At 69.3% G+C, this 19,147-nt stretch carries 17 protein-coding genes; 13 read left to right on the top strand and 4 right to left on the bottom strand.

What is annotated here, in order from left to right; translation table 11 throughout:
• Window positions 1-120 precede the first annotated feature (120 nt).
• From AAID08_RS11270 to AAID08_RS11220, 11 genes are all read left to right on the top strand, one after another.
• Window positions 121-567 (top strand): type II secretion system protein N, encoded by a 447-nt coding sequence (locus AAID08_RS11270; RefSeq protein WP_395757646.1) that lies wholly within the window; start codon window positions 121-123, stop codon window positions 565-567.
• A gap of 132 nt (window positions 568-699) precedes the next feature.
• Window positions 700-1,071, top strand: a complete 372-nt coding sequence (gspG, locus tag AAID08_RS11265; RefSeq protein ID WP_240317415.1) for a type II secretion system major pseudopilin GspG — start codon at window positions 700-702, stop codon at window positions 1,069-1,071.
• The gene (gene gspH / locus AAID08_RS11260) at window positions 1,043-1,531 is read left to right on the top strand and encodes a type II secretion system minor pseudopilin GspH (protein WP_054504125.1); all 489 of its coding nucleotides are present in this window, start codon (window positions 1,043-1,045) and stop codon (window positions 1,529-1,531) included. Before gspG ends, gspH begins: the two co-directional genes overlap by 29 nt.
• Complete coding sequence (gene gspI / locus AAID08_RS11255) at window positions 1,518-1,922, top strand: type II secretion system minor pseudopilin GspI (RefSeq protein ID WP_064523810.1); 405 nt, start codon at window positions 1,518-1,520, stop codon at window positions 1,920-1,922. The genes gspH and gspI overlap by 14 nt, the downstream gene beginning before the upstream one ends.
• Window positions 1,919-2,539, top strand: coding sequence for a prepilin-type N-terminal cleavage/methylation domain-containing protein (locus AAID08_RS11250; protein WP_064523807.1), 621 nt, complete (start codon window positions 1,919-1,921; stop codon window positions 2,537-2,539). Before gspI ends, AAID08_RS11250 begins: the two co-directional genes overlap by 4 nt.
• Window positions 2,536-3,480 (top strand): type II secretion system minor pseudopilin GspK, encoded by a 945-nt coding sequence (gspK, locus tag AAID08_RS11245; protein ID WP_175143088.1) that lies wholly within the window; start codon window positions 2,536-2,538, stop codon window positions 3,478-3,480. The genes AAID08_RS11250 and gspK overlap by 4 nt, the downstream gene beginning before the upstream one ends.
• Window positions 3,477-4,469, top strand: a complete 993-nt coding sequence (gene gspL / locus AAID08_RS11240) for a type II secretion system protein GspL (protein ID WP_175143087.1) — start codon at window positions 3,477-3,479, stop codon at window positions 4,467-4,469. Before gspK ends, gspL begins: the two co-directional genes overlap by 4 nt.
• Entirely contained in the window at window positions 4,466-5,053 is a 588-nt protein-coding gene (gene gspM, locus AAID08_RS11235) for a type II secretion system protein GspM (protein WP_175143086.1), read from the top strand. The genes gspL and gspM overlap by 4 nt, the downstream gene beginning before the upstream one ends.
• Complete coding sequence (gene gspN, locus AAID08_RS11230; RefSeq protein ID WP_175143085.1) at window positions 5,053-5,820, top strand: type II secretion system protein N; 768 nt, start codon at window positions 5,053-5,055, stop codon at window positions 5,818-5,820. Before gspM ends, gspN begins: the two co-directional genes overlap by 1 nt.
• A gap of 257 nt (window positions 5,821-6,077) precedes the next feature.
• The gene (locus tag AAID08_RS11225; RefSeq protein ID WP_175143084.1) at window positions 6,078-8,255 is read left to right on the top strand and encodes a TonB-dependent siderophore receptor; all 2,178 of its coding nucleotides are present in this window, start codon (window positions 6,078-6,080) and stop codon (window positions 8,253-8,255) included.
• Window positions 8,255-8,785 carry a TlpA disulfide reductase family protein gene (locus AAID08_RS11220; RefSeq protein ID WP_054504117.1) on the top strand — a complete coding sequence of 177 codons (531 nt, stop codon included), beginning with the start codon at window positions 8,255-8,257 and terminating at the stop codon, window positions 8,783-8,785. Before AAID08_RS11225 ends, AAID08_RS11220 begins: the two co-directional genes overlap by 1 nt.
• A 136-nt stretch (window positions 8,786-8,921) precedes the next feature.
• On the opposite strand, the gene gspE is transcribed toward AAID08_RS11220, so the two are convergent.
• Together gspE and gspD are read right to left on the bottom strand one after the other, a co-directional pair.
• The gene (gspE, locus tag AAID08_RS11215) at window positions 8,922-10,349 is read right to left on the bottom strand and encodes a type II secretion system ATPase GspE (RefSeq protein ID WP_054504116.1); all 1,428 of its coding nucleotides are present in this window, start codon (window positions 10,347-10,349) and stop codon (window positions 8,922-8,924) included.
• Window positions 10,346-12,967, bottom strand: coding sequence for a type II secretion system secretin GspD (gspD, locus tag AAID08_RS11210; RefSeq protein WP_054504115.1), 2,622 nt, complete (start codon window positions 12,965-12,967; stop codon window positions 10,346-10,348). Before gspD ends, gspE begins: the two co-directional genes overlap by 4 nt.
• A gap of 174 nt (window positions 12,968-13,141) precedes the next feature.
• On the opposite strand from gspD, the gene gspF reads away from it, so the two are divergent.
• Both gspF and AAID08_RS11200 read left to right on the top strand, forming a co-directional pair.
• Window positions 13,142-14,347, top strand: a complete 1,206-nt coding sequence (gspF, locus tag AAID08_RS11205; protein WP_064523084.1) for a type II secretion system inner membrane protein GspF — start codon at window positions 13,142-13,144, stop codon at window positions 14,345-14,347.
• Between the two features lie 635 nt (window positions 14,348-14,982).
• Window positions 14,983-16,338, top strand: coding sequence for an IS110 family transposase (locus tag AAID08_RS11200; RefSeq protein WP_049073553.1), 1,356 nt, complete (start codon window positions 14,983-14,985; stop codon window positions 16,336-16,338).
• 213 nt (window positions 16,339-16,551) lie between these two features.
• On the opposite strand, the gene AAID08_RS11195 is transcribed toward AAID08_RS11200, so the two are convergent.
• Window positions 16,552-16,890, bottom strand: coding sequence for a P-II family nitrogen regulator (locus tag AAID08_RS11195; RefSeq protein ID WP_006386376.1), 339 nt, complete (start codon window positions 16,888-16,890; stop codon window positions 16,552-16,554).
• A 138-nt stretch (window positions 16,891-17,028) separates the two neighbouring features.
• On the bottom strand, window positions 17,029-19,095 hold the full coding sequence (locus tag AAID08_RS11190) for an NAD(+) synthase (RefSeq protein WP_395757813.1): 2,067 nt from the start codon (window positions 19,093-19,095) through the stop codon (window positions 17,029-17,031).
• Window positions 19,096-19,147 lie beyond the last annotated feature (52 nt).

Genomic DNA, 19,147 nt, shown 5'->3' with positions numbered 1-19,147 from the left:
GACCAGCCAGCCGGTCCCCTGCAGGCAGCCCACGCGCTTTCGCGGACTTGTCACGATCGGCTGTTAGAGTCGCGCGCATCGTGGCGCTTGCGCGCCAATCCTCTTTCCGCCGTTTCATTGATGCCTTTTTCCCTGCGCCTGTCCCCGCCCGCGGCCCCCGCCGTCTGCCGTGTCGTTGCCATGCTGGCGTTGGCCGCCGGGCTGGGTGCCTGGGGCGCGGTGCTGCTCGCGCCCAAGCCCCCCGCCCTGCCCGCCGCCGTATCCGCGCCGCCCCCGCGCGCCGCCGACAACATGCCGGTGGCGCTGTGGTTCGGCCGCGATGAAGTGCTGCGCACGCAGATCAGCGTGCTCGGCGTGATCGCCGCCGGCGCCGACGGCGCCGCGGTGTTCAGCGTCGACGGCGGCCCGCCCGCGGCCTGGCGCGTCGGCGACGAAGTCGCGCCGGGCATCGTGCTCAAGGAGGTCGGCGCCGACGCCGTCACGGTCGAGCAAGGCGGCCGGCCCAGCCGGCTGGCCGCGCCCGCCTCGCCGGCGCCGGAAGGCGGCATCACGCGCGCCGCCAAGTGATCCCCGCGCCTCATATTGCTGTCATATTTCATGTCCACAATCGCACGCTTCTCACTGAAATACCGGAGTCGTGAAGTGCGACAGTCATCGCGCGGGCTCGCCCGCCAGCAAGGTTTCACCCTGATCGAGATCATGGTGGTCATCGTGATCATGGGGATTCTTGCCGCCCTGATCGTGCCGCGCGTGCTGGACCGTCCCGACCAGGCCCGCCAGGTCGCGGCGCGCCAGGACATCGCCGGCATCATGCAGGCGCTCAAGCTGTACCGACTGGACAACGGCCGCTATCCCACCACCGCCCAGGGCCTGCGCGCGCTGGCGGAAAAGCCGGAAGGCGCCTCCAACTGGCGTGGTTACCTGGACAAGCTGCCCAATGACCCCTGGGGCCATCCGTACCAATACCTGAATCCCGGCGTCAAAGGCGACATCGATGTGTTCTCGTTCGGCGCCGACAACAAGCCCGGCGGGGAAGGCGGCGATGCCGACATCGGTTCGTGGGAACTCTGAGCGCGGTTTCACGCTAGTCGAAGTCCTGGTGGTGCTGGTGATCGTCGCCATCGCCGCCAGCATGGTGAGCCTGTCCATCGGCAAGCGCGCCGACCCGTTGCGCGACGACGCGCAACGCCTGGTCGACGCCTTCACGGTGGCCGAAGGCGAAGCCCGCAGCGATGGCAGATCGATACGCTGGCAGCCCGCCAGCGGCGGCTGGTCGTTCGAGCGCCAGGGCCGCTCCAATGCCCCCTCCGCCCAGGACGACACGCCCTTGCCCGTCGACACGCTTGAGCGCGACGAGGCCCTGCGCCCGCAGGCCTGGCTGGCGCGCCAGGTGCGGTTGCGGCTGTCGCCCGACCGTCCGCTGGTCTTCAACACCGAATGGGTGGCCGACCCGTTCAGCGTGCAACTGCGCGCGGGCGATTCGCTCGTGACGGTGACGCGCGACGCCGCCGGACGCTATGAGATCCGCTGAATTTATTCCCATCCGCCCCCCGCGGCGCCAACGCCAGCGTGGCTTCACCCTGATCGAGGTGCTGGTGGCGCTGGCCATCATCGCCGTGGCGATGGGCGCGGCCTTGCGCGCCACCGGCGTCATGGCCGCCAACAACCGCGCGCTGCAGGACAAGACGCTGGCGCTGCTGGCCGCGCAGAACGCGCTGACCCAACTGCGGCTGGAGCAGACCCTGCCGCGCGCCGGTTCGCAGACCGTTCCCTGTCCGCAAGGCGGCCTGGCGCTGCAATGCGAACTGGTGTTCACCAATTCCCTGAACCGCAGCTTCCGCCAGGTGTCGGTCAAGGTCCGCGACGCGGGCAATGGCGCGGCCCTGCTGCAACTGGACGGCCTGCTGTCGAGCCTGCGATGACCGCCCGCCGCTGCCGCGCCCGCGCCCGCGCCCAGGCGGGCTTCACCCTGATCGAAGTGCTGGTGGCACTGGCGCTGATGGCGCTCGTCAGCCTGATGGCCTGGCGCGGCCTGGACAGCGTCTCCAGCGCGCGCGACTGGATCGCGCAGCAGGCCGACGACACCGACGCCATCGTGCGCACGCTCGGCCAGATGGGACGCGATGTCGAACTGGCCTACAACGGCCCGTCGTTCGCCGCGCCGGGCATCGACGCGCACGTCTTCACGACGGGCGTGCGCCTGTTGCGCGACGCCGCCGGCGCGCAGCGCCTGGAGATCCTGCGGCCCGCCGCGGATGGCGACGGCCGCTGGCAACGGGTGCAATGGTCGGTGCGCAAGGACGGTCTGTGGCGCGCCAGCGGCCCGCCGGCCGAACAGGGACCGCTGCCGCCCGTCGGCAATGGCGCGCTGCTGCTGCCCGGCGTGCGCGCGCTGACGCTGCGCGGCTGGGTGCCTGGCGCGGGCTGGATGGACACCCGCGCGCCATTTTCCGCCACGCCCAGCGGCATCGAGATCACGCTCGACCGGGGCCCGGCTGGCGACGCGCGGCGCTACAGCCGCATCCTGGAGCTGCCATGAAAACGGCCCCGCCGCGCGAACGCGGCGCCGCCGTCGTCAGCGCGCTGATCATCGTCGCCATTGTCGCGGCGCTGACCACCAGTCTGTTCCAGCGCCAGACCGCCAGCACGCGCCGCATCGAGAACGAAATGGCGCGGGTGCAGGCGCGCATGCTGCTGGCCGGGGGCATCGACTGGGCCCGCCTGGTGGTGCGCGATCACGGCAAGCGCGAGTCGACCACCCGCGGCGACCAGATCTGGGCCACGCCGGTGCTGGACACCCGCATCGAGCGCCCCGGCGACGACCGCGTGGCGGTGTTCTCGGGCAAGGTGCAGGACGAACAGGGCAAGTACAACCTGACCAACCTGGCCAGCAACGGCGTGCCGCAACCGGAACAGGAGCGGGTGTTGCGGCGCTTGCTGGGCGCTCTGCGCCTGCCCGACACGCTGGCGGGACGCATCATCGAGGTCATCGCCGCCAGCCAGCCGCCGGCGCCGGCCGCGGGCGCGCCCACGCCGGCCCAGGGCGGCCAGGCGCCGGATGCGCGCGCGCCGCTGCCGCGCGGCATCGACGACGTGGCCGCGCTGCTGGGGCTGGAGCCCGCCGCTCGCGGCGAACTGCGGCGCACGATGACGGTGCTGCCCAGCGCCACCAACGTCAACGTCAATACCGCGCCGCCCGAAGTCATCGCCGCGCTGGTGACGGGCCTGTCGCTCAGCCAGGCCCGCGCCATCACCGGCGAACGCGACCGCGGCAACTGGTTCAACAACGCCGGCGACTTCGCCAACCGGCTGGCCGCCACCGGCGTCAAGACGCCCGCGCCCGCCGTCAGCACGACCAGCGGCTGGTTCCTGGCCAGCGGCGCCGTCGTCTACGAACGGGCGCGGGTCTCGATGCAGGCGCTGATACGCAGCGCGCCGCCCGCCGCGCCCGACACCATCTGGACAAGAGAAGCCCCTTGAAGAATTCCTTGCGTATCGCGCTGGCCCCACTCGCCGAACTCGGCCCGGGCTCGCTGCTGCCCTTTGCCTGGTTCGATCGCCGCGGCCGCTGCGCGCGCCAGGGCGAGCTGACGCTGCACGCGCTGGGCCAGGCCTACCCGCAGGCCGCCTGCGAGGCCGTGCTGCACCCGGCCGACGTCATCGCCGCCACCGTCCAGGTGCCAGCGGTGGCCAAGGCCCGCTTCGCCGCCGCGGTGCGCGGCGCGCTGGAGCCGCTGGTGCTGAGCGACCTGGACGACCTGGCGATCGGCCATGGCCCGCGCGACGCCCACGGCAACGTGGCGCTGGCCTGGGCGCCGCGCGAACCGGTGCGTCGTGCGTGGGGCCTGCTGAACGCGCAGGGCTTGCGCGCCCACGCCCTGATCGCGCCGCAGACGCTGGCGCCGGACGACACGACGCCTCTGCGCGATCCGGCCGACCCGCGCTGGCAGGCGCCGTCGCCTTCATGGTCGCTGGCGATGCCCCAACTGGCGCCGGCGCGCGTGTCGCGCTGGCGGCCGGCTTGGCGCTGGAGCGCCGTCGCGGCCGCGGTCTGGATCGGCGGCCTGAACCTGCATGCGGCGCAACTGCGCGGCGAGGCGCAGTCGCTGCGCGACGGCATGCGCCGCCAGGTGCTGGCGGCGTTTCCCGAACTGCCGGTGGTGCTGGACCCCGCGCGCCAGGCGCAGCAAGGCCTGGACGCGCTGCAGACCCGCCGCGGCGGCGCCAACGCCGGCGACTTCCTGCCGCTGGCGCGCGCCGCCGCCCAGGCGCTGCCGTTCGCCGCCGACAACGTCGCCCGCCTGTCCTATGCCGGCCAGGCGCTGACCCTGCAACTGGCCGATGCCGGCGCCCAGGCCCAGCGCGTGGCCGAAACGCCCGCGCTGATCCAGCAGGCAGCCTCCCAGGGCCTGAAGCTGGAACGCGGCGACACCGACAACACCTGGCGCATCACGCGCAGCCAACCATGACGCCCACTGAACGCCTGAACGCCGCCTGCCGCGCCGTCCTCACCCCGCTGGCGCCGGCCGCCGACCGCGCGCGCCAGCGCTACCAGGCCCTGGCGCCGCGCGAACGGCGGCTGGTCAACGGCGCTGGCGCCCTGCTGGGCGCGGTGCTGGTCTTCACCCTGCTGGTCGAACCCGCGCTGGACTCGGTGCGCAAGCTGCGCGAGGAACTGCCGCGCCTGCGCAGCCAGGCCGCCGCCGTGGCGGCCATCACCACGCAGGCGATGTCCCTGCGCGGCAGGGCCGCCGCGCCGGCCGCCGCCCTGCCGGCCGTCGCCGACATCGGCGCCAGCCTCGAACGCGCGGGCCTGCCGGCCGACCGCTGGAAGCTGGATCATCCCGGCCAGGGCGACAGCGTCACGCTGGTCGTGACCGAAGTGCCCTCTTCGGCGCTGCTGCGATGGCTCGAGCATGCCGCCGGCGATTGGGGCCTGGCGGTCGGGCAGGTGGAGCTGACACGCGCCGCCAACGTCAATGGCCGGCCATTGCCCGGCCTGGTCAACGGCAGCATCAAGCTGGCCTTGCCGGCCCCGCAGGCCCGCTCCTGATGCGTCTGCCGCGACGCCCCCGCCTCCTGCCCAGGCGCAGCGGCCTGGCGCTGGCCTGCGCCGCCTGCGCCCTCACGGCCGCGGCCGCCGTGCTGCCGGCGCGCTGGCTGCTGGCCTTTTTGCCCGCCGACGCGCCAGTGGCGCTGGCCGACGCCGCCGGCACCGTCTGGAACGGCAGCGCCTGGCTGGCGCTCGGCCCGCCCGGCGCGCGCCGCATGCTGCCGCAGGCCCTTCACTGGCAGTGGCGCTGGTCATCGCTGACGCTGGAACTGTCGCACCCCTGGCTGCGTGGACCGGTGCGCGCCGGCCTGGGCTGGGACGGCCTGTCGCTGTCGGCGCAATCGCTGCGGTTGCCCGCCACGGTGTTGCCGGCGCTGGGCGCGCCCTGGAACACGCTGGCGCCCGAAGGCACGCTGGAACTCGACTGGCAGACGCTGCGCCTGGGCGGCGCCCTGCCCGACGCGCCCCTGGCCGAACTGCGCTGGCGCGACGCCGCCACCGCCTTGTCACCCGTGGCCCCGGTCGGCACCTACGTACTGCGGGTGCGCGGCAACGGCCGGGCCGGCGCCACGCTGGCGCTCAGCACCGAGAGCGGTCCGCTGGCGGTCACAGGCCAGGGCAGCGTCAATGCCCGCGGCGTGCGTTTTCAGGGCCAGGCGACCTTCGCGGCCGGGACCAGCGAGGCCGAGCGCAGCGCGCTCGACGGCCTGATGTCGACCCTCGGCCGGCGCAGCGACGACGTGGTGGTCTTCGGCATCGGCAAGTAGTTTCAGTGTCACGGCCCTGGCGGACGCCCTCGCCGCGGCGCACCGCTCACTATCAGACCGGCTGACGTTGACGCAAATTTTCATAAACCATAACGTTTTGAATTCTTTGCATCACGACAGATCCGCGTCATCCCATGGGCATGCCATCCCGCCTCACGGTCCCCTCCTGTATCAACTGAACGCGCCGCGGCGCGGACGCGCTGCGTCCGCCGCCCGATCGTTCGCACCAGGAAACCGTTCGTCCGATGCCTCCCGCCATGCCTTCCGTCTTCTCCTCTCGCACGCCGTCCCGTTTCCGGCTAGCCGCCCTGGCGGCGGCCCTGACCACCGCCGGCGCCGCCCAGGCCCAGGCCCCATCGGCCGCCGACAACACCGCCACGCTACCCGCCATCACCGTCATCGACCGCTCCAACCAGGGTTCGATGCGGCCCGGCGCCTTGCGCGACGAACTGGTCAAGACGGAATCCATCAGTGAACGCGCCATCGCCAAGGCCGGCGCCACCAACATCAACGAAGCGCTCGACAAGAATCCCGGCATCGCGGTGCAGGTGGAATGCTCGATCTGCAATGTGCGCAACGTGCTGTTGAACAACCTGCCCGGCCGCTACACCACGATGATGATCGACGGCGTGCCGATCTTCTCCTCGGTATCGTCGGCCTATGGACTGGACAGCGTAAGCGTCTACGGCGTCGAGCGCATCGACGTCGCGCGCGGCGCAGGCGCCAGCCTGATCGCCCCGGAAGCCCTGTCCGGCTCGGTCAACATCGTCACCAAGCGCCCCACCGAGGCCGAGAACCGCGCCCGCGCGCAGATCGGCAGCTACGGGTCGCGCCAGGGCGACGCCTACCTGGCGCGACCGTTCGAGGGCGGCGCCATCACCGCCACGCTCAACTACAACAAGCACGACTCGGTCGACGCCGACCACAACGGCATCTCGGAATACACCGGCTACGACCGCAGGCTGGGCGGCATCGGCTTCTTCCTGGACGACGCGGGCGGCTTCAAGGTCCGCGGGCGGATCGACGTGGTCAACGAAAAGCGCGGCGGCGGCGCGCTGGGCGCCGATTATTCGGCCATCAAGCACAGCACCACGGGCAACCCCTTCAACTGGAGCGGCGGCGTACACGGCTCGCCCGACCGCAACGGCTGGGTCAGGCCGGAAGACGGCACCATCGTTGACTACGACGAGGGCCCGGACGGCGATCGCGGCGGCCGCGGCGGCATGTCCGAGATCATCTTCACGGATCGCGTGCAGTTCATCTCCACCGGTGAAAAGCACTTCGGCGACAGCCTGTTGCGCCTGGCCCTCGGCGCGGCAGAGCACAAGCAGGACAGCTTTTACGAGCTGGCCACCTACATCGCCCGCCAGAAGCAGTATTACGCCGAAGCCAGTTGGCAGACGCCCATCGCCGGCTGGTTGACCACCACCGGCGCCAATTTCCGCTACGAAGACCTGAAAAGCCACGGCAGCATGGAAGACGGCACCGCCGTGCGCGGCGTCGACGACTATGCCTATCGCACGCCCGCGCTGTTCGTGCAGGCCTACCGCGCCTTCCTGGACGACGCGCTGGAAATCAACGGCTCCGTGCGCTATGACCGCCACAACGTCTTCGGCGGCATCACCTCGCCGCGCCTGAACGCGCTCTATCACCACACGGCCGAGCTCTCCAGCCGCTTCAGCATCGGCAAGGGCTTCCGCGCGCCCACCAGCTTCTTCGAGCAGGAGCACGGCATCCTCAACACCATCCGCATCGACCGGCGGATCACCAAGCCAGAGGAGTCCCTGAACGCCAGCTATGCGCTCAACTACGCCGACGACCGGCTGGCGGTGACCGGCTCCTACAACTACAACCGCATCAAGAACTTCGCCATGCTCGACCCGAGCCAGATAGATGCCAACGGCGACCCGATCACGGTGTTCAGCAGCGCGCGGCAATCCGTCATCGTGCAAGGCGTAGACGTGACGCTGTCCTACCTGGTCACGCCCGCCCTGTCGGTCATGGCCGCCGCCGAAGGCTTCAACTACCGCTTCCCGGCGGGCTCGCTGATCTTCGCGCGGCCATACGCCAAGGCTTACCTCGGCCTGGACTACGACCGCGGCAGCCTCGACCTGAACGCCAAGCTGGTCTGGACCGGCCCCATGAACCTGCGCAAGTTCCACGGCGACGGCTCGGACGGCCCGAACCGCTACAACCTCGACGGCACGCCCAAGCGCGACAAGAGTCCCGGTTTCTTCACGCTCGACCTGCGCGGCGAATACGCCATCAACAAGAACTTCACCTTCTACGCCGGTGTCGACAACGTGTTCGACTACAAGCAGTCGGACAAGGAAAGCCCGCTGTTCGTCGACAGCGCGGGCGATATCGACGTGACGCAGTTGTGGGGGCCAAGCCGCGGGCGCTACCTGTACGCCGGCACCAAGATCAGCTTCTGATGCGCCGCGGACTGCTGCACGCCTGCCTGGCACTGTGCGCCGCGCCGCTCATGGCGGGCGCACAGTCGCCGCCGGGGTCGCCTCTGCCGGCCGGGCGCGCCTGGGACTTCTCGCTGCCAACGCTGGCCGGCGACCGCTTCGTGCGGCTGGCGGCGCTGGACGGCCCGGTCCTGGTCAATTTCTGGAGCCGCGACTGCCCGCCGTGCGTCGCCGAGCTGCCGCGGCTGCAGGCCTTCGCCGCCGACCATCCGGCGTGGGCCGTGCTGCTAGTCAGCACCGATACGCCGGCCGTCGCCACGGAATTCGCGCGGCGCCACGACATCACTCTGCCGGTATTGCGTCCGGGCGGCAATGTCCTCGCCCTGATGCGCGCCGCCGGCAACCGGGGCGGCGCCCTGCCATTCACGGTGGCGACCCGCGCCGCCCACATCTGCGACGGACAGCTCGGCGCGCTGTCCACGGCGGATCTGCAACGCCTCACGGCGCGCTGCGCAACGGCGCCGGCTACGCCCGTCGCGCCCGGCCCGTGACGCCGCCGCGCCGGGCGCGACGGGCGCGCCATGCGCGCATTGGCCGCCGCCGGTCACGCGGCGCGCTGCATGCCACGCGACACCCGCACCGCCCCGCCTGCTGGCAGGGACGGCCCGGCCGCCATGGCGTGGCCGGCTAGGCGTCGCGTGTCACCCGCAGGATCTCTTCCGGCGAGGTCTCCCCGCTTTCGACCCAGCGCGCGCCATCCTCGCGCATGCTGAACATGCCGGCAGCGCTGGCGGCGCGGCGCAGTTCGCGCTCGTCGCTGCCTTCGTGGATCAGGCGGCGCGCCTCGTCATCCACGGTGAACAGTTCATGGATGCCGGAACGGCCGGCGTAGCCGGTATGGTTGCAGGCTTCGCAGCCCACCGGCTGGAATACCCTCGCACCGTCCCGCATAGACGGCTTCTTGCAGGCTGCGCACAGCTTGCGCACCAGCCGCTGGGCCAGCACCCCCAGCAGCGACGAGGACAGCAGGAACGGCTCCACCCCCATGTCGGTCAGGCGCGTCACCGCCGACACCGCGTCGTTGGTGTGCAGCGTGGCCAGCACCAGGTGGCCCGTCAGCGACGCCTGCACCGCGATCTGCGCGGTCTCCAGGTCGCGGATTTCCCCGATCATGATGACGTCCGGATCCTGGCGCAGAATGGCGCGCAGCGCCAGCGCGAAGCTCATGTCGATCTTGGCGTTGACCTGGGTCTGGCTGATGCCGGGCAGGTCGTACTCGATCGGGTCTTCCACGGTCAGGATGTTGCTGGTGGAGGCGTCCAGCCGGCTCAGCGCGGCGTACAGCGTGGTGGTCTTGCCGCTGCCGGTCGGGCCGGTCACCAGCACGATGCCGTGCGGCTGGCGGATCAGCCGGTCCAGTTGCCGCAGCACACCGGGCGCCATGCCCAGCTTCTCCAGCCGCAGGCGGCCGGCTTCCTTGTCCAGCAGGCGCAGCACCGCGCGCTCGCCATGCCCGGTGGGCAGGGTCGAGACGCGCACGTCGATCGGCCGGCCGCCTACCCGCAGCGCGATGCGGCCATCCTGCGGCAGGCGCTTTTCGGCGATGTCCAGATGGGCCATGATCTTGATGCGCGAGATCAGCGCCGCGTGCAGCGCCTTGCGCGGCGAGACCACGTCGCGCAGCGTGCCGTCGACCCGGTAGCGCACCACCGAATGGGTCTCGAACGGCTCGATGTGGATATCGCTGGCGCCGTCGCGCGCCGCCTGCGCGAACAGCGCGTTGATCATGCGGATCACCGGCGCGTCGTCCTGCGCATCCAGCAGGTCGGCAACCTCGGGCATGTCCTGCAGCAGTCGGTCCAGGTCGATCTCGTTCTCGGCCACGCCCATCACCGAGGCGGCGTCCTCGGCGTGGCTGTAGGCAGCCGCCAACAGCGTTTCCAGGGCGTCGTCGTCCACCCGCGCCACGGCGATGTCGCCATGGCAGCGCTGGATCTCGCGCACCGCCCATTCGGGCGTGCGCGGGCTGACCGTCAATTGCGCGTGGCCGGCGCGCAGCGACAGCACCGCCCGCTGCGCGCGCGCCCAGGCGTAGGGCAAGGGATGCGCGCTCATAGATGCGAGACCAGTTCGCCCTTGAAGCCCAGTTCCTTGAGCAGCGCGGTCGCGGTGGAGATCGTGCCGGGGTCCTTGGACACCTGGCTGCGCACCACGTAACCCATGCCGCCCGGCCCCGTCTGCACGTAGGCCTGCAGCCCGCTGGCCTGCACCCGCTGGGCGATGCGGTCGGCCTCGGCGCGCGTCTTGACCGAGGCGAACTGCAGCGTCGCGCTGGCGCTCTCGGCTTCGCCGTAGAGCGAGGACGGATCGCGCGCCACGCTCACTCCCAGCGGCAGGCTGGCGCGGATCGGCTGCGCCGGATCGCTGGTCTGGCGCGCCGCCGGGTACTGGCGCACCGCGAACGACTCGACCGTCGTGGGCGGCGGACGCCGCATGGTCTCGGCCAATTGGTCGGGACGCATGTCATAGGCATTGTTGGACACCGACGGCGCCGACCCGGGCGGCGGCAGCATCGGCGCCTGCATGTTCGGCAGCAGCCAGTGGTCCCCCGGTTGCGCGCCGCCCTGGGCGCGGCGCATGTAGTCGTAGCGGTCCATCGTCACGCCCGCGCTCTGGCGCGCATCGCGCACCACGTAGGGCCGCAGGAACACCATCAGGTTGGTCTTGGTGCGCTTGCGGCTGTCGTACTTGAACAGCGAGCCCAGCACCGGAATCGAGCTCAGGCCCGGCACGTTGTTGGAGGTCAGCGTCACGTTGTCTTCGAGCAGGCCGCCCAGCACGATGATCTGGCCATCGTCGATCAGCACGCTGGTGTCGATGGCGCGCTTGTTGGTGACGATGCCGGTGGTCGCCGACGAACTGCTCTCGTCGATGCTGCTGACTTCCTGATAGATGTCGAGCTTGACCGCGCCGCCTTCGGAAATCTGCGGCCGGATGTTCAGCTTCAGGCCGACGTCCTCGCGCTGGATGGTCTGGAACGGATTGGAGCTGCCATTGCTGCCGCTAGTGACGTACTGGCCGGTCACGAAAGGCACCGTCTTGCCCACCAGAATGCTGGCAGACTGGTTGTCCAGCGTCAGCAGGTTCGGCGTGGACAGGATGTTGGCTTCGCCACTGTTCTGCATCGCGCGGGCCAGCACGCCCAGGTTGATGACCTTGTTGCCAAGCACGTCAACCGTGCCCTTGACCACGCCCAGGCTCAGGCCGCCGCCCAGCGCGTCGATCGAGGTCGGGCCCTTGCCCGACAGGCCGCTGCCGCCAAGGTTGGTGCCGCCGATGAAGCTGGTGCCGCCGCTGTTGATGTTGCCGGCACCGGTCATCCACTGGATGCCGAATTCGGCCGCCGCCTGCTCGCTGACCTCGACGATCAGGCTTTCGACCAGCACCTGCGCACGGCGCTGGTCGAGCTGATCGATCACTTCCCGCAGGCTGCGGTACAGCGGCTCGGGCGCCGCGATGATGAGCGAGTTGGTGGCCGGATCCGCCTGGATCGTCGCGCCGCCGGCGGAGTAGGACACGGCCTGATTGCCCGAGTCATCCCGCGCGATGCGGTCCTGGTCGCCGGACAGGCCGCCCTTGCCATTGCCGGACCCATTTGGCGTATTGGACGACATGCCCAGGCCCGAAGCGGGATTGGCGCCGCCACCGGACGATTGCGACGGGCGATTGCCGCCGGCCTGTCCGGAATTGCCGCCCGCGCCAGCGGTGTTGGCGCCGGGCGCCGAATTGGCCTGACCGGCCAGCAGCCCGCCCAGCACCTCGGCGATACGGGTGGCCTGCGCGTTGCGCATGTAGACCACGTGCAGGTTGCCGGCGCGGTTCTGCTGCGCGTCCAGCTTGGTGATGAGATCGCGCGCCAGGCGCGTGCGCGCCGGACTGCCGGCGCGGACCAGCACGCTGTTGCTGCGCGGGTCGGCCACCACCGCGATGCGTTGGGTCGGGTCGCTGCTCTGCGTGTCAAGCAATTGCGACGCCAGGATGGCGATGTCGGAGGCGATGCCCGAACGCACCGGCACCACGTCGGTATCGATCGAGCTGGGCACGTCGATGCGCGCGATCACGGCCGCGATGCGGTCGAGGTTGTCGGCATAGTCCGTCACCACCAGCGTATTGTTGCCGGGATACGCGTTGATCGGGTTGTTGGGCGGCACCATCGGGCGCAGCACCGGCACCAGGTTGGCCGCATTCTCGTACTTCAGCGGGAACACCCGCGTCAGCATCTCGCCGCTATTGCCCGAGCGGCCGCGCGCGAAGTCCGCGACCGGCACCGGCGCCTTGCCCGCGCCGCCGGCGGCGGGCGCCGGGCGCGGATCGCCCACCACCGCGCTGCCCTGCAGCTTGGCGTCGGCCTCCGGCACCACGCGGGTCACGCCGTCCACATCGACGATCGCGAAGCCTTGCAACCGCAGCGCGCCGGTCAACATCGACAGCGCCTGTCCGCTATCGACCGGCCGGTCCGACACCAGCGTGAGCTTGCCCTTCACGCGCGGATCCACCAGGAAATTGCGCTTGGTGAACAGCGACAGCGCACGCAGCACGGCGGGGATGTCCGTGTCCACGAAGTTCAGGCTGACACGATTGTCCGCCTGTTGAGCATGGGCCAGACTGGCCGCGGGTCCGAGTTGGCTTGCCGCTAGCAAGACCGCAAGGCTGAGTTGCGCGAGATGACGCATGACGAGATGTGCCTGAGACGTGAAGTCGTGTGAAAAAACGTGAAAGCGCGTCGGAGTATACGGGGTGACACTGCAACACTACGGTCATAATCCAGAGGCAAGGTGACGGGCTGCAAAGCCTTGATTTACGGGCCTTTCCGCCAATCGGCGACGGCCCCGAGCCACCTTCCCACCATGCCATCCTTTCGTTACGAAGCGACTGACGCGCTCGGCAAGATCGTGCACGGCACGATCGACGCCGACAGTGAACGCGGCGCCCGCAACCAGTTGCGCGGCCGCGGCCTGCTGCCCCTGTCCACCACCCCCGCCGCGCGCGTCGAAGGCCTGGGCGCCGCGCTGCGCACGCGGCTGTCCGATGCCGACCTGGCCTGGCTCACGCGCCAGCTCGCCAGCCTGCTGGCCGCCCGCCTGCCGCTGGACGCCGCGCTCGGCGCCACGCTCGAACAGGCCGAGAAGAAACACATCGCCGCCACGCTCGAAGGCGTGCGCGACGATGTCCGCGCCGGCCATCGCCTGTCCACCGCGCTGGCCTCGCGCCCGCGCGACTTTCCCGAGATCTACCGCGCCCTGATCGGCGCCGGCGAGGAATCCGGCGACCTGGCGCAGGTCATGGAGAAACTGGCGGACTACATCGAAGAACGCAACACGCTGCGCAGCAAGGTCATGACGGCGTTCATCTATCCCGCCGTGGTGGCCTGCGTCTCGGTCATCATCGTGATCTTCCTGCTGGGCTACGTCGTGCCGCAGGTGGTATCCGCCTTCAACCACGCCAAGCAGCAACTGCCGCTGCTGACCCGCATCATGCTGGCGCTGTCCGACTACGTGCGCGACTGGGGCCTGGCCACCGGCGCCGTCATCGCGCTGGCCATCGTGCTGTGGCGCTACTCCCTGCGCGCGCCCGCCGCCCGCCGCGCCTGGCACGCCCGCGTCCTGCGCCTGCCCCTGGCCGGCCGCTTCGTGCTCGGCGTCAACGCCGCCCGCTTCGCCTCCACCCTGGCCATCCTCTGCGGCAGCGGCGTCGCCCTGCTCACCGCCCTCGAAGCCGCCCGCCGCACCCTCGGCAACGACGTCCTGCGCGGCGCCGTCGACGAAGCCGCGGCCCGCGTGCGCGAAGGCGCCTCGCTATCGGCCTCGCTGGCCGCGCAGAAAGCCTTCCCCTCGCTCCTCATCCACCTCATCGCCAGCGGCGAAAAGACCGGCCAGCTCCCCGAACTGCTGGACCGCGGCGCGCAGAACCTCTCACGCGACCTCGAACGCCGCGCCATGGCCATGACCGCCCTGCTCGAACCCGCCCTCATCCTGCTGATGGGCGGCTTCGTCCTGCTGATCGTGCTGGCCGTGATGATGCCGATCCTCGAAATGAATCAACTGATCCGCTAGACGCACAAAAGGAAAAGGCCCGCGTCCACCCGCGGGCCTCACAGATCAAACACGAACGCCAGCAGGCACATCAACGCAGCGAACGAAGCAGCCGCGCGCAAACAAGCAGAAAGGCCCGCGCACCAAAGAAATAGCAGCGCCCCAAAAGCCGCCGTCCTCCCATCCCCTCTCTCTTGCCCCCTGCGCGAAGCGCCCCCCTCCCAACGCCCCACCACCGCGTATGCCCGGGACGGCCGCCCGCGCGGCCGTCCCGGGCGGGCCCCGAAAACCCCCACGCAGGCAACCGCCGCAGCAGCGCTTCATTTCTCAATGGTGCGAGCCCGGCGCGCAGGCGCAGCGGGTGCGGGCGCCGTCGATGCGCCCGAGGGAATCTGAAGCCCAATAGTCGTCATTCACGACGCCCGTGACGAAGAAACTGTCTTCGTGGCTGCACCTGTGGCAAGGTGGAATGCCGCTCAGGTAAAGACCGACCTTCCAATGGTGCGTGTTTGCCCACGCCCGTACTGAAGCATGGCCCCGGGTGACGTCACCGACATTGGTGAGCACACGCTTAGCGCGTGCATCCCGTTTGAGAGAGTGAGTACAACGACGTACCCATGCCTGGCGGCATTCCGTTAGCGATGATGGAGCAAGCCATGTCACCTCGCAAGTCCGATGCAACCCTAAGCCTGGCCCATCCCGATGCCGCGGGCATCGACATCGGGTCGGCCAGCCACTTCGTCGCCGTGCCTCATGACCGCGACGACCAACCTGTCCGCGAGTTCAAGAGCTTTACGGCCGATTTGTATCGCCTAGCGCAATGGCTCAAGGACTGCGGCGTTACCGCCGTGGCCATGGAGTCCACCGGCGTTTACTGGATCCCGCTTTATGAGCTGCTCGATAGCCAGGGTTTCACCGTTTACCTGGTCAACGCCCGTCACGTGAAGAACGTCTCGGGCCGCAAGTCCGATGTCCTGGACTGCCAGTGGCTGCAACAGCTCATGAGCTATGGCCTGTTGGCCGGCGCCTTCCGTCCCTCTGACGAGATTTGCGTCTTGCGCGAGTTCTCGCGCCAGCGCGAGATGCTGCTTGCTTCGCAGGTGCGCCACGTGCAGCACATGCAGAAGGCACTTGCCCAGATGAACATTCAGCTCACGCAAGTGCTGTCGGACGTGGTCGGGGTCACCGGTCAGGCCATCATCCGCGCCATCGTCGGTGGCGAGCGCGACCCGCATGCACTGGCCCGCCTGAAGAAGCGCCAGGTCAAGGCCAGCGAGGACGATATCGCTGCCGCGCTGCAAGGCAACTGGCGTCACGAGCACTTGTTCGCGTTGCGGCAAGCGCTGGCCCTGTACGACACCTATCAACAACTGCTCAACGATTGCGATCAGCACATCCAAGCCGAACTGCACAAACTGCACCGCCATGACGGCGATCCGGGCAAGTCGCAGCGCCGCTGGCCCAAAAAGGCCATGGCCTTCGATCTGCGCACGCATCTATTTGCCATGTGCGGCGTGGACCTGACCCGCATCAACGGCATCGACGAGATGACTGCCTTTACCGTCCTGGCCGAGGTCGGTCCGGACATGAACCGCTTCCCTTCGGCCAAGCACTTCGCTTCGTGGTTAGGCTTGTGCCCGGGCACACGCATCTCCGGAGGCAAGGTTCTGAACGGCGCCACCAAACGCTCACCCAACCGCGCCGCACAGGCCCTGCGTCTGGCGGCAATGGCGCTACGTCACAGCCAGTCCGCTTTAGGCGCCTACTACCGAAGGCTGTGCGCTCGCCTGGACAAGCGGCGCGCCATCACCGCAGCCGCGCACAAACTGGCTCGACTGATTTACACCCTACTGACCAAAGGGTCCGAATACGTCGACCAAGGTGAGCTGTACTACGAAGAACGCCACCGCCAACGCGTCCTGCATCACCTGACAAAACGTGCAGAGACCATGGGCTACAGCTTGGTGCCGTTAACCGCCTCAGGAGAAACCAATGAGGTATCAATGACTTAAGTGGAGTTTCTTGAGAGGCAGTCGCCGAAGGCGACAACGAAGATGACGAAGGGGCAGTCCGGAGCGAACGCTCCGGACCGCAATCGTTGGCGCCCGCACCCGCTGCGCCTGCGCGCCGGGCGCCTCAAGAACGCAACCACCCGCCCAAAAAAACAGCGGGGCGACCACTACGATCACCCCGACAGTCAACCCAAAACCGAATCCAGCGCAAACTCAAAGCGCCTCTTCGTCGCTCTCCCCCGTCCGAATCCGGATCGCCTGCTCCACCGGCGTCACGAAGATCTTGCCATCCCCGATCTTGCCAGTGCGGGCCGCCTTCACCACCGCCTCGATCGCCGCCTCGACCTGGTCATCCGGCAGCACCACCTCGACGCGAATCTTCGGCAGGAAATCCACCACGTATTCGGCCCCGCGGTAGAGCTCGGTATGCCCTTTCTGGCGCCCGAACCCCTTCACTTCGGTCACGGTCAGCCCGCTGACGCCGACCTCGGCCAGCGCTTCGCGGACTTCGTCGAGCTTGAAGGGTTTGATGATGGCGGTGACTTGTTTCACGTTGGTCGTCCTGATTGTTCGATCTGTTGCGGCGCCCCGGGGTACATATCGGACCAGGGCACAATGATTGAGAGAATACCACCGGCGCCCGGCCCGCCAAGCCCGGCGCCTCGCCTGCCGGGAAAACCCGCAGACCGGTCAGGCCGGCGGCGTCTGGTCGGGAATCCGGTCGGCGTCGCGCATCCACACCGCCGACTCCGAATCGCTCGGCGCGCGCCAGTCGCCGCGCGGCGACAGCGACCCGCCCGAGCCCACCTTGGGCGCGTTCGGCACGCAGGCGCGCTTGAACTGGCTGAGCCGGAAGAACCGGTCCAGGAAGATCTTCAGGTTGCGCTTGATCGCCGCCAGGTCGTATTGGTTGCGCGCCACGTGGCCGCCTTCCGGCCAGGCGCCGGCATCGCGGTCGCGCCAGGCCGCCAGCGCCAGGAACGCCACCTTGGTCGGCGCGAAACCATAGCGCAAGGTGTAGTACAGGTTGAAATCCTGCAGCTCGTAGGGCCCGATCGTGTCTTCGCTCTTCTGCGTCGGCTTGCCATCATCGCCACCCGGCACCAATTCGGGGCTGACGTCCGTGCCCAGCACGTCCAGCAGCACCGCCGCGCCGGCTTCGCCCAGGCGGCCGGATTCGGCCACCCAGCGCACCAGGTGCGTGATGAGCGTCTTGGGCACGCTGGCGTTGACGCTGTAGTGCGACATGTGATCGCCCACGCCATAGGTGCACCAGCCCAGCGCCAGCTCGCTCAGGTCGCCGGTGCCAATGACAATGGCGTTGTTGAAATTGGCGATGCGGAACAGGTGGTTGGTGCGCTCGCCGGCCTGCACGTTCTCGAAGGTGATGTCGTACACCGGCTGGCCAGCGGCATAGGGATGGCCGAGATCCTTGAGCATCTGCAGGCAACTCGGACGGATGTCGACCTCGGAGGCCGTGCAGCCCACCACCGCCATCAACTGGCGCGCCTGCTGCAGCGTGCGCGTACTGGTGGCGAAACCCGGCATGGTCACGGCCAGGATGTTGGCGCGCGGCAGCCCCAGCGTGTCCATGGCCTGGGCGCAGACCAGCAGCGCGTGGGTCGAATCCAGCCCACCCGAGATGCCGATGACCACCTTGGACATGCCGCTGGCCGAGAGCCGCTGCGCCAGCGCCTGCACCTGGATGTTGTAGACCTCCTTGCAGCGCTCATCGCGGCGCCGGGGGTCGGCCGGCACGTACGGAAAGCGCGCCACGCGCCGCTCCAGCGGCAGCTCGGCGTCCTCCAGCGGCGCCGCGACCGGCACCAGCACCTGGCGGAACTTGCGCACTTCGTCGCGGTGACGGCGCGCCGACTGGCCGAAGGTGGTCTGGTGCATGCGCTCGCGCGACAGGCGCTCCAGGTCGACGTCGGCAAACAGCAGGTGAGATTCGTTCAGGAAGCGCTCGGATTCGCCGAGCAGTTCGCCGTTTTCGTAGATCAGCGCCTGGCCGTCCCAGGCCAGGTCGGTGGACGACTCGCCGCGGCCGGCCGAGGTATACATGTAGGCCGCCAGGCAGCGCGCCGACTGCTGCGCCACCAGTTGGTGGCGGTAGGCCGACTTGCCGACCACGATGTTCGAGGCCGACAGGTTCACCAGCACCGTGGCGCCGGCCAGCGCCGCGAACGAGGACGGCGGGATCGGCACCCAGACGTCTTCGCAGATCTCGACGTGGAACTGGAACAGCGGCAGCTTTTCCATCTGGAACAGCAGCTCGGCGCCGAACGGCACGGTCTGGTCCAGCAGGCGGATCTCGGTGGCGACGGCGCAATCGGCCGCGCTGAACTGGCGCGCTTCGTAGAATTCGCTGTAGTTGGGCAGGAAACTCTTGGGCACCACGCCCAGGATGCGGCCGCCGGCGATGACCACGGCGCAGTTGTACAGTTGGTGCGCCACCCGCAGCGGCGCGCCGACGATGACCGCGATATCCAGCTCGGCCGTGGCCCGCGCCACCTGGTCCAGCGCCGCCTCGCAGGCGTCCAGGAGGGCCTTCTGGTGGAACAGGTCGTCGCAGGTATAGGCGGACAGGCCGAGTTCGGGGAACGCCACCAGCACGGCGCCGCCCTGGGCCGCCTGCTGCGCCAGCGCGATGGTCTGCGCGGCGTTGAAGGCCGGGTCCGCGACCTTGCACTCGGGCACGCCCACGGCGACCCGGGCGAAGCCATGGGAATACAGGTTGAAGAACGGGTTCGACATCGGATCCATCGCCTGGGGCGCCTTGATACGGAACTGCACGAAACGGGCCTGC

The organism is Achromobacter sp. EB05, assembly GCF_044232075.1.
In the GTDB taxonomy this organism is placed as follows: Bacteria; Pseudomonadota; Gammaproteobacteria; order Burkholderiales; family Burkholderiaceae_B; genus Achromobacter; species Achromobacter dolens.
Note: the sequence above shows the minus strand (reverse complement) of the source record. Positions and strands in the feature narration are given on the sequence as shown.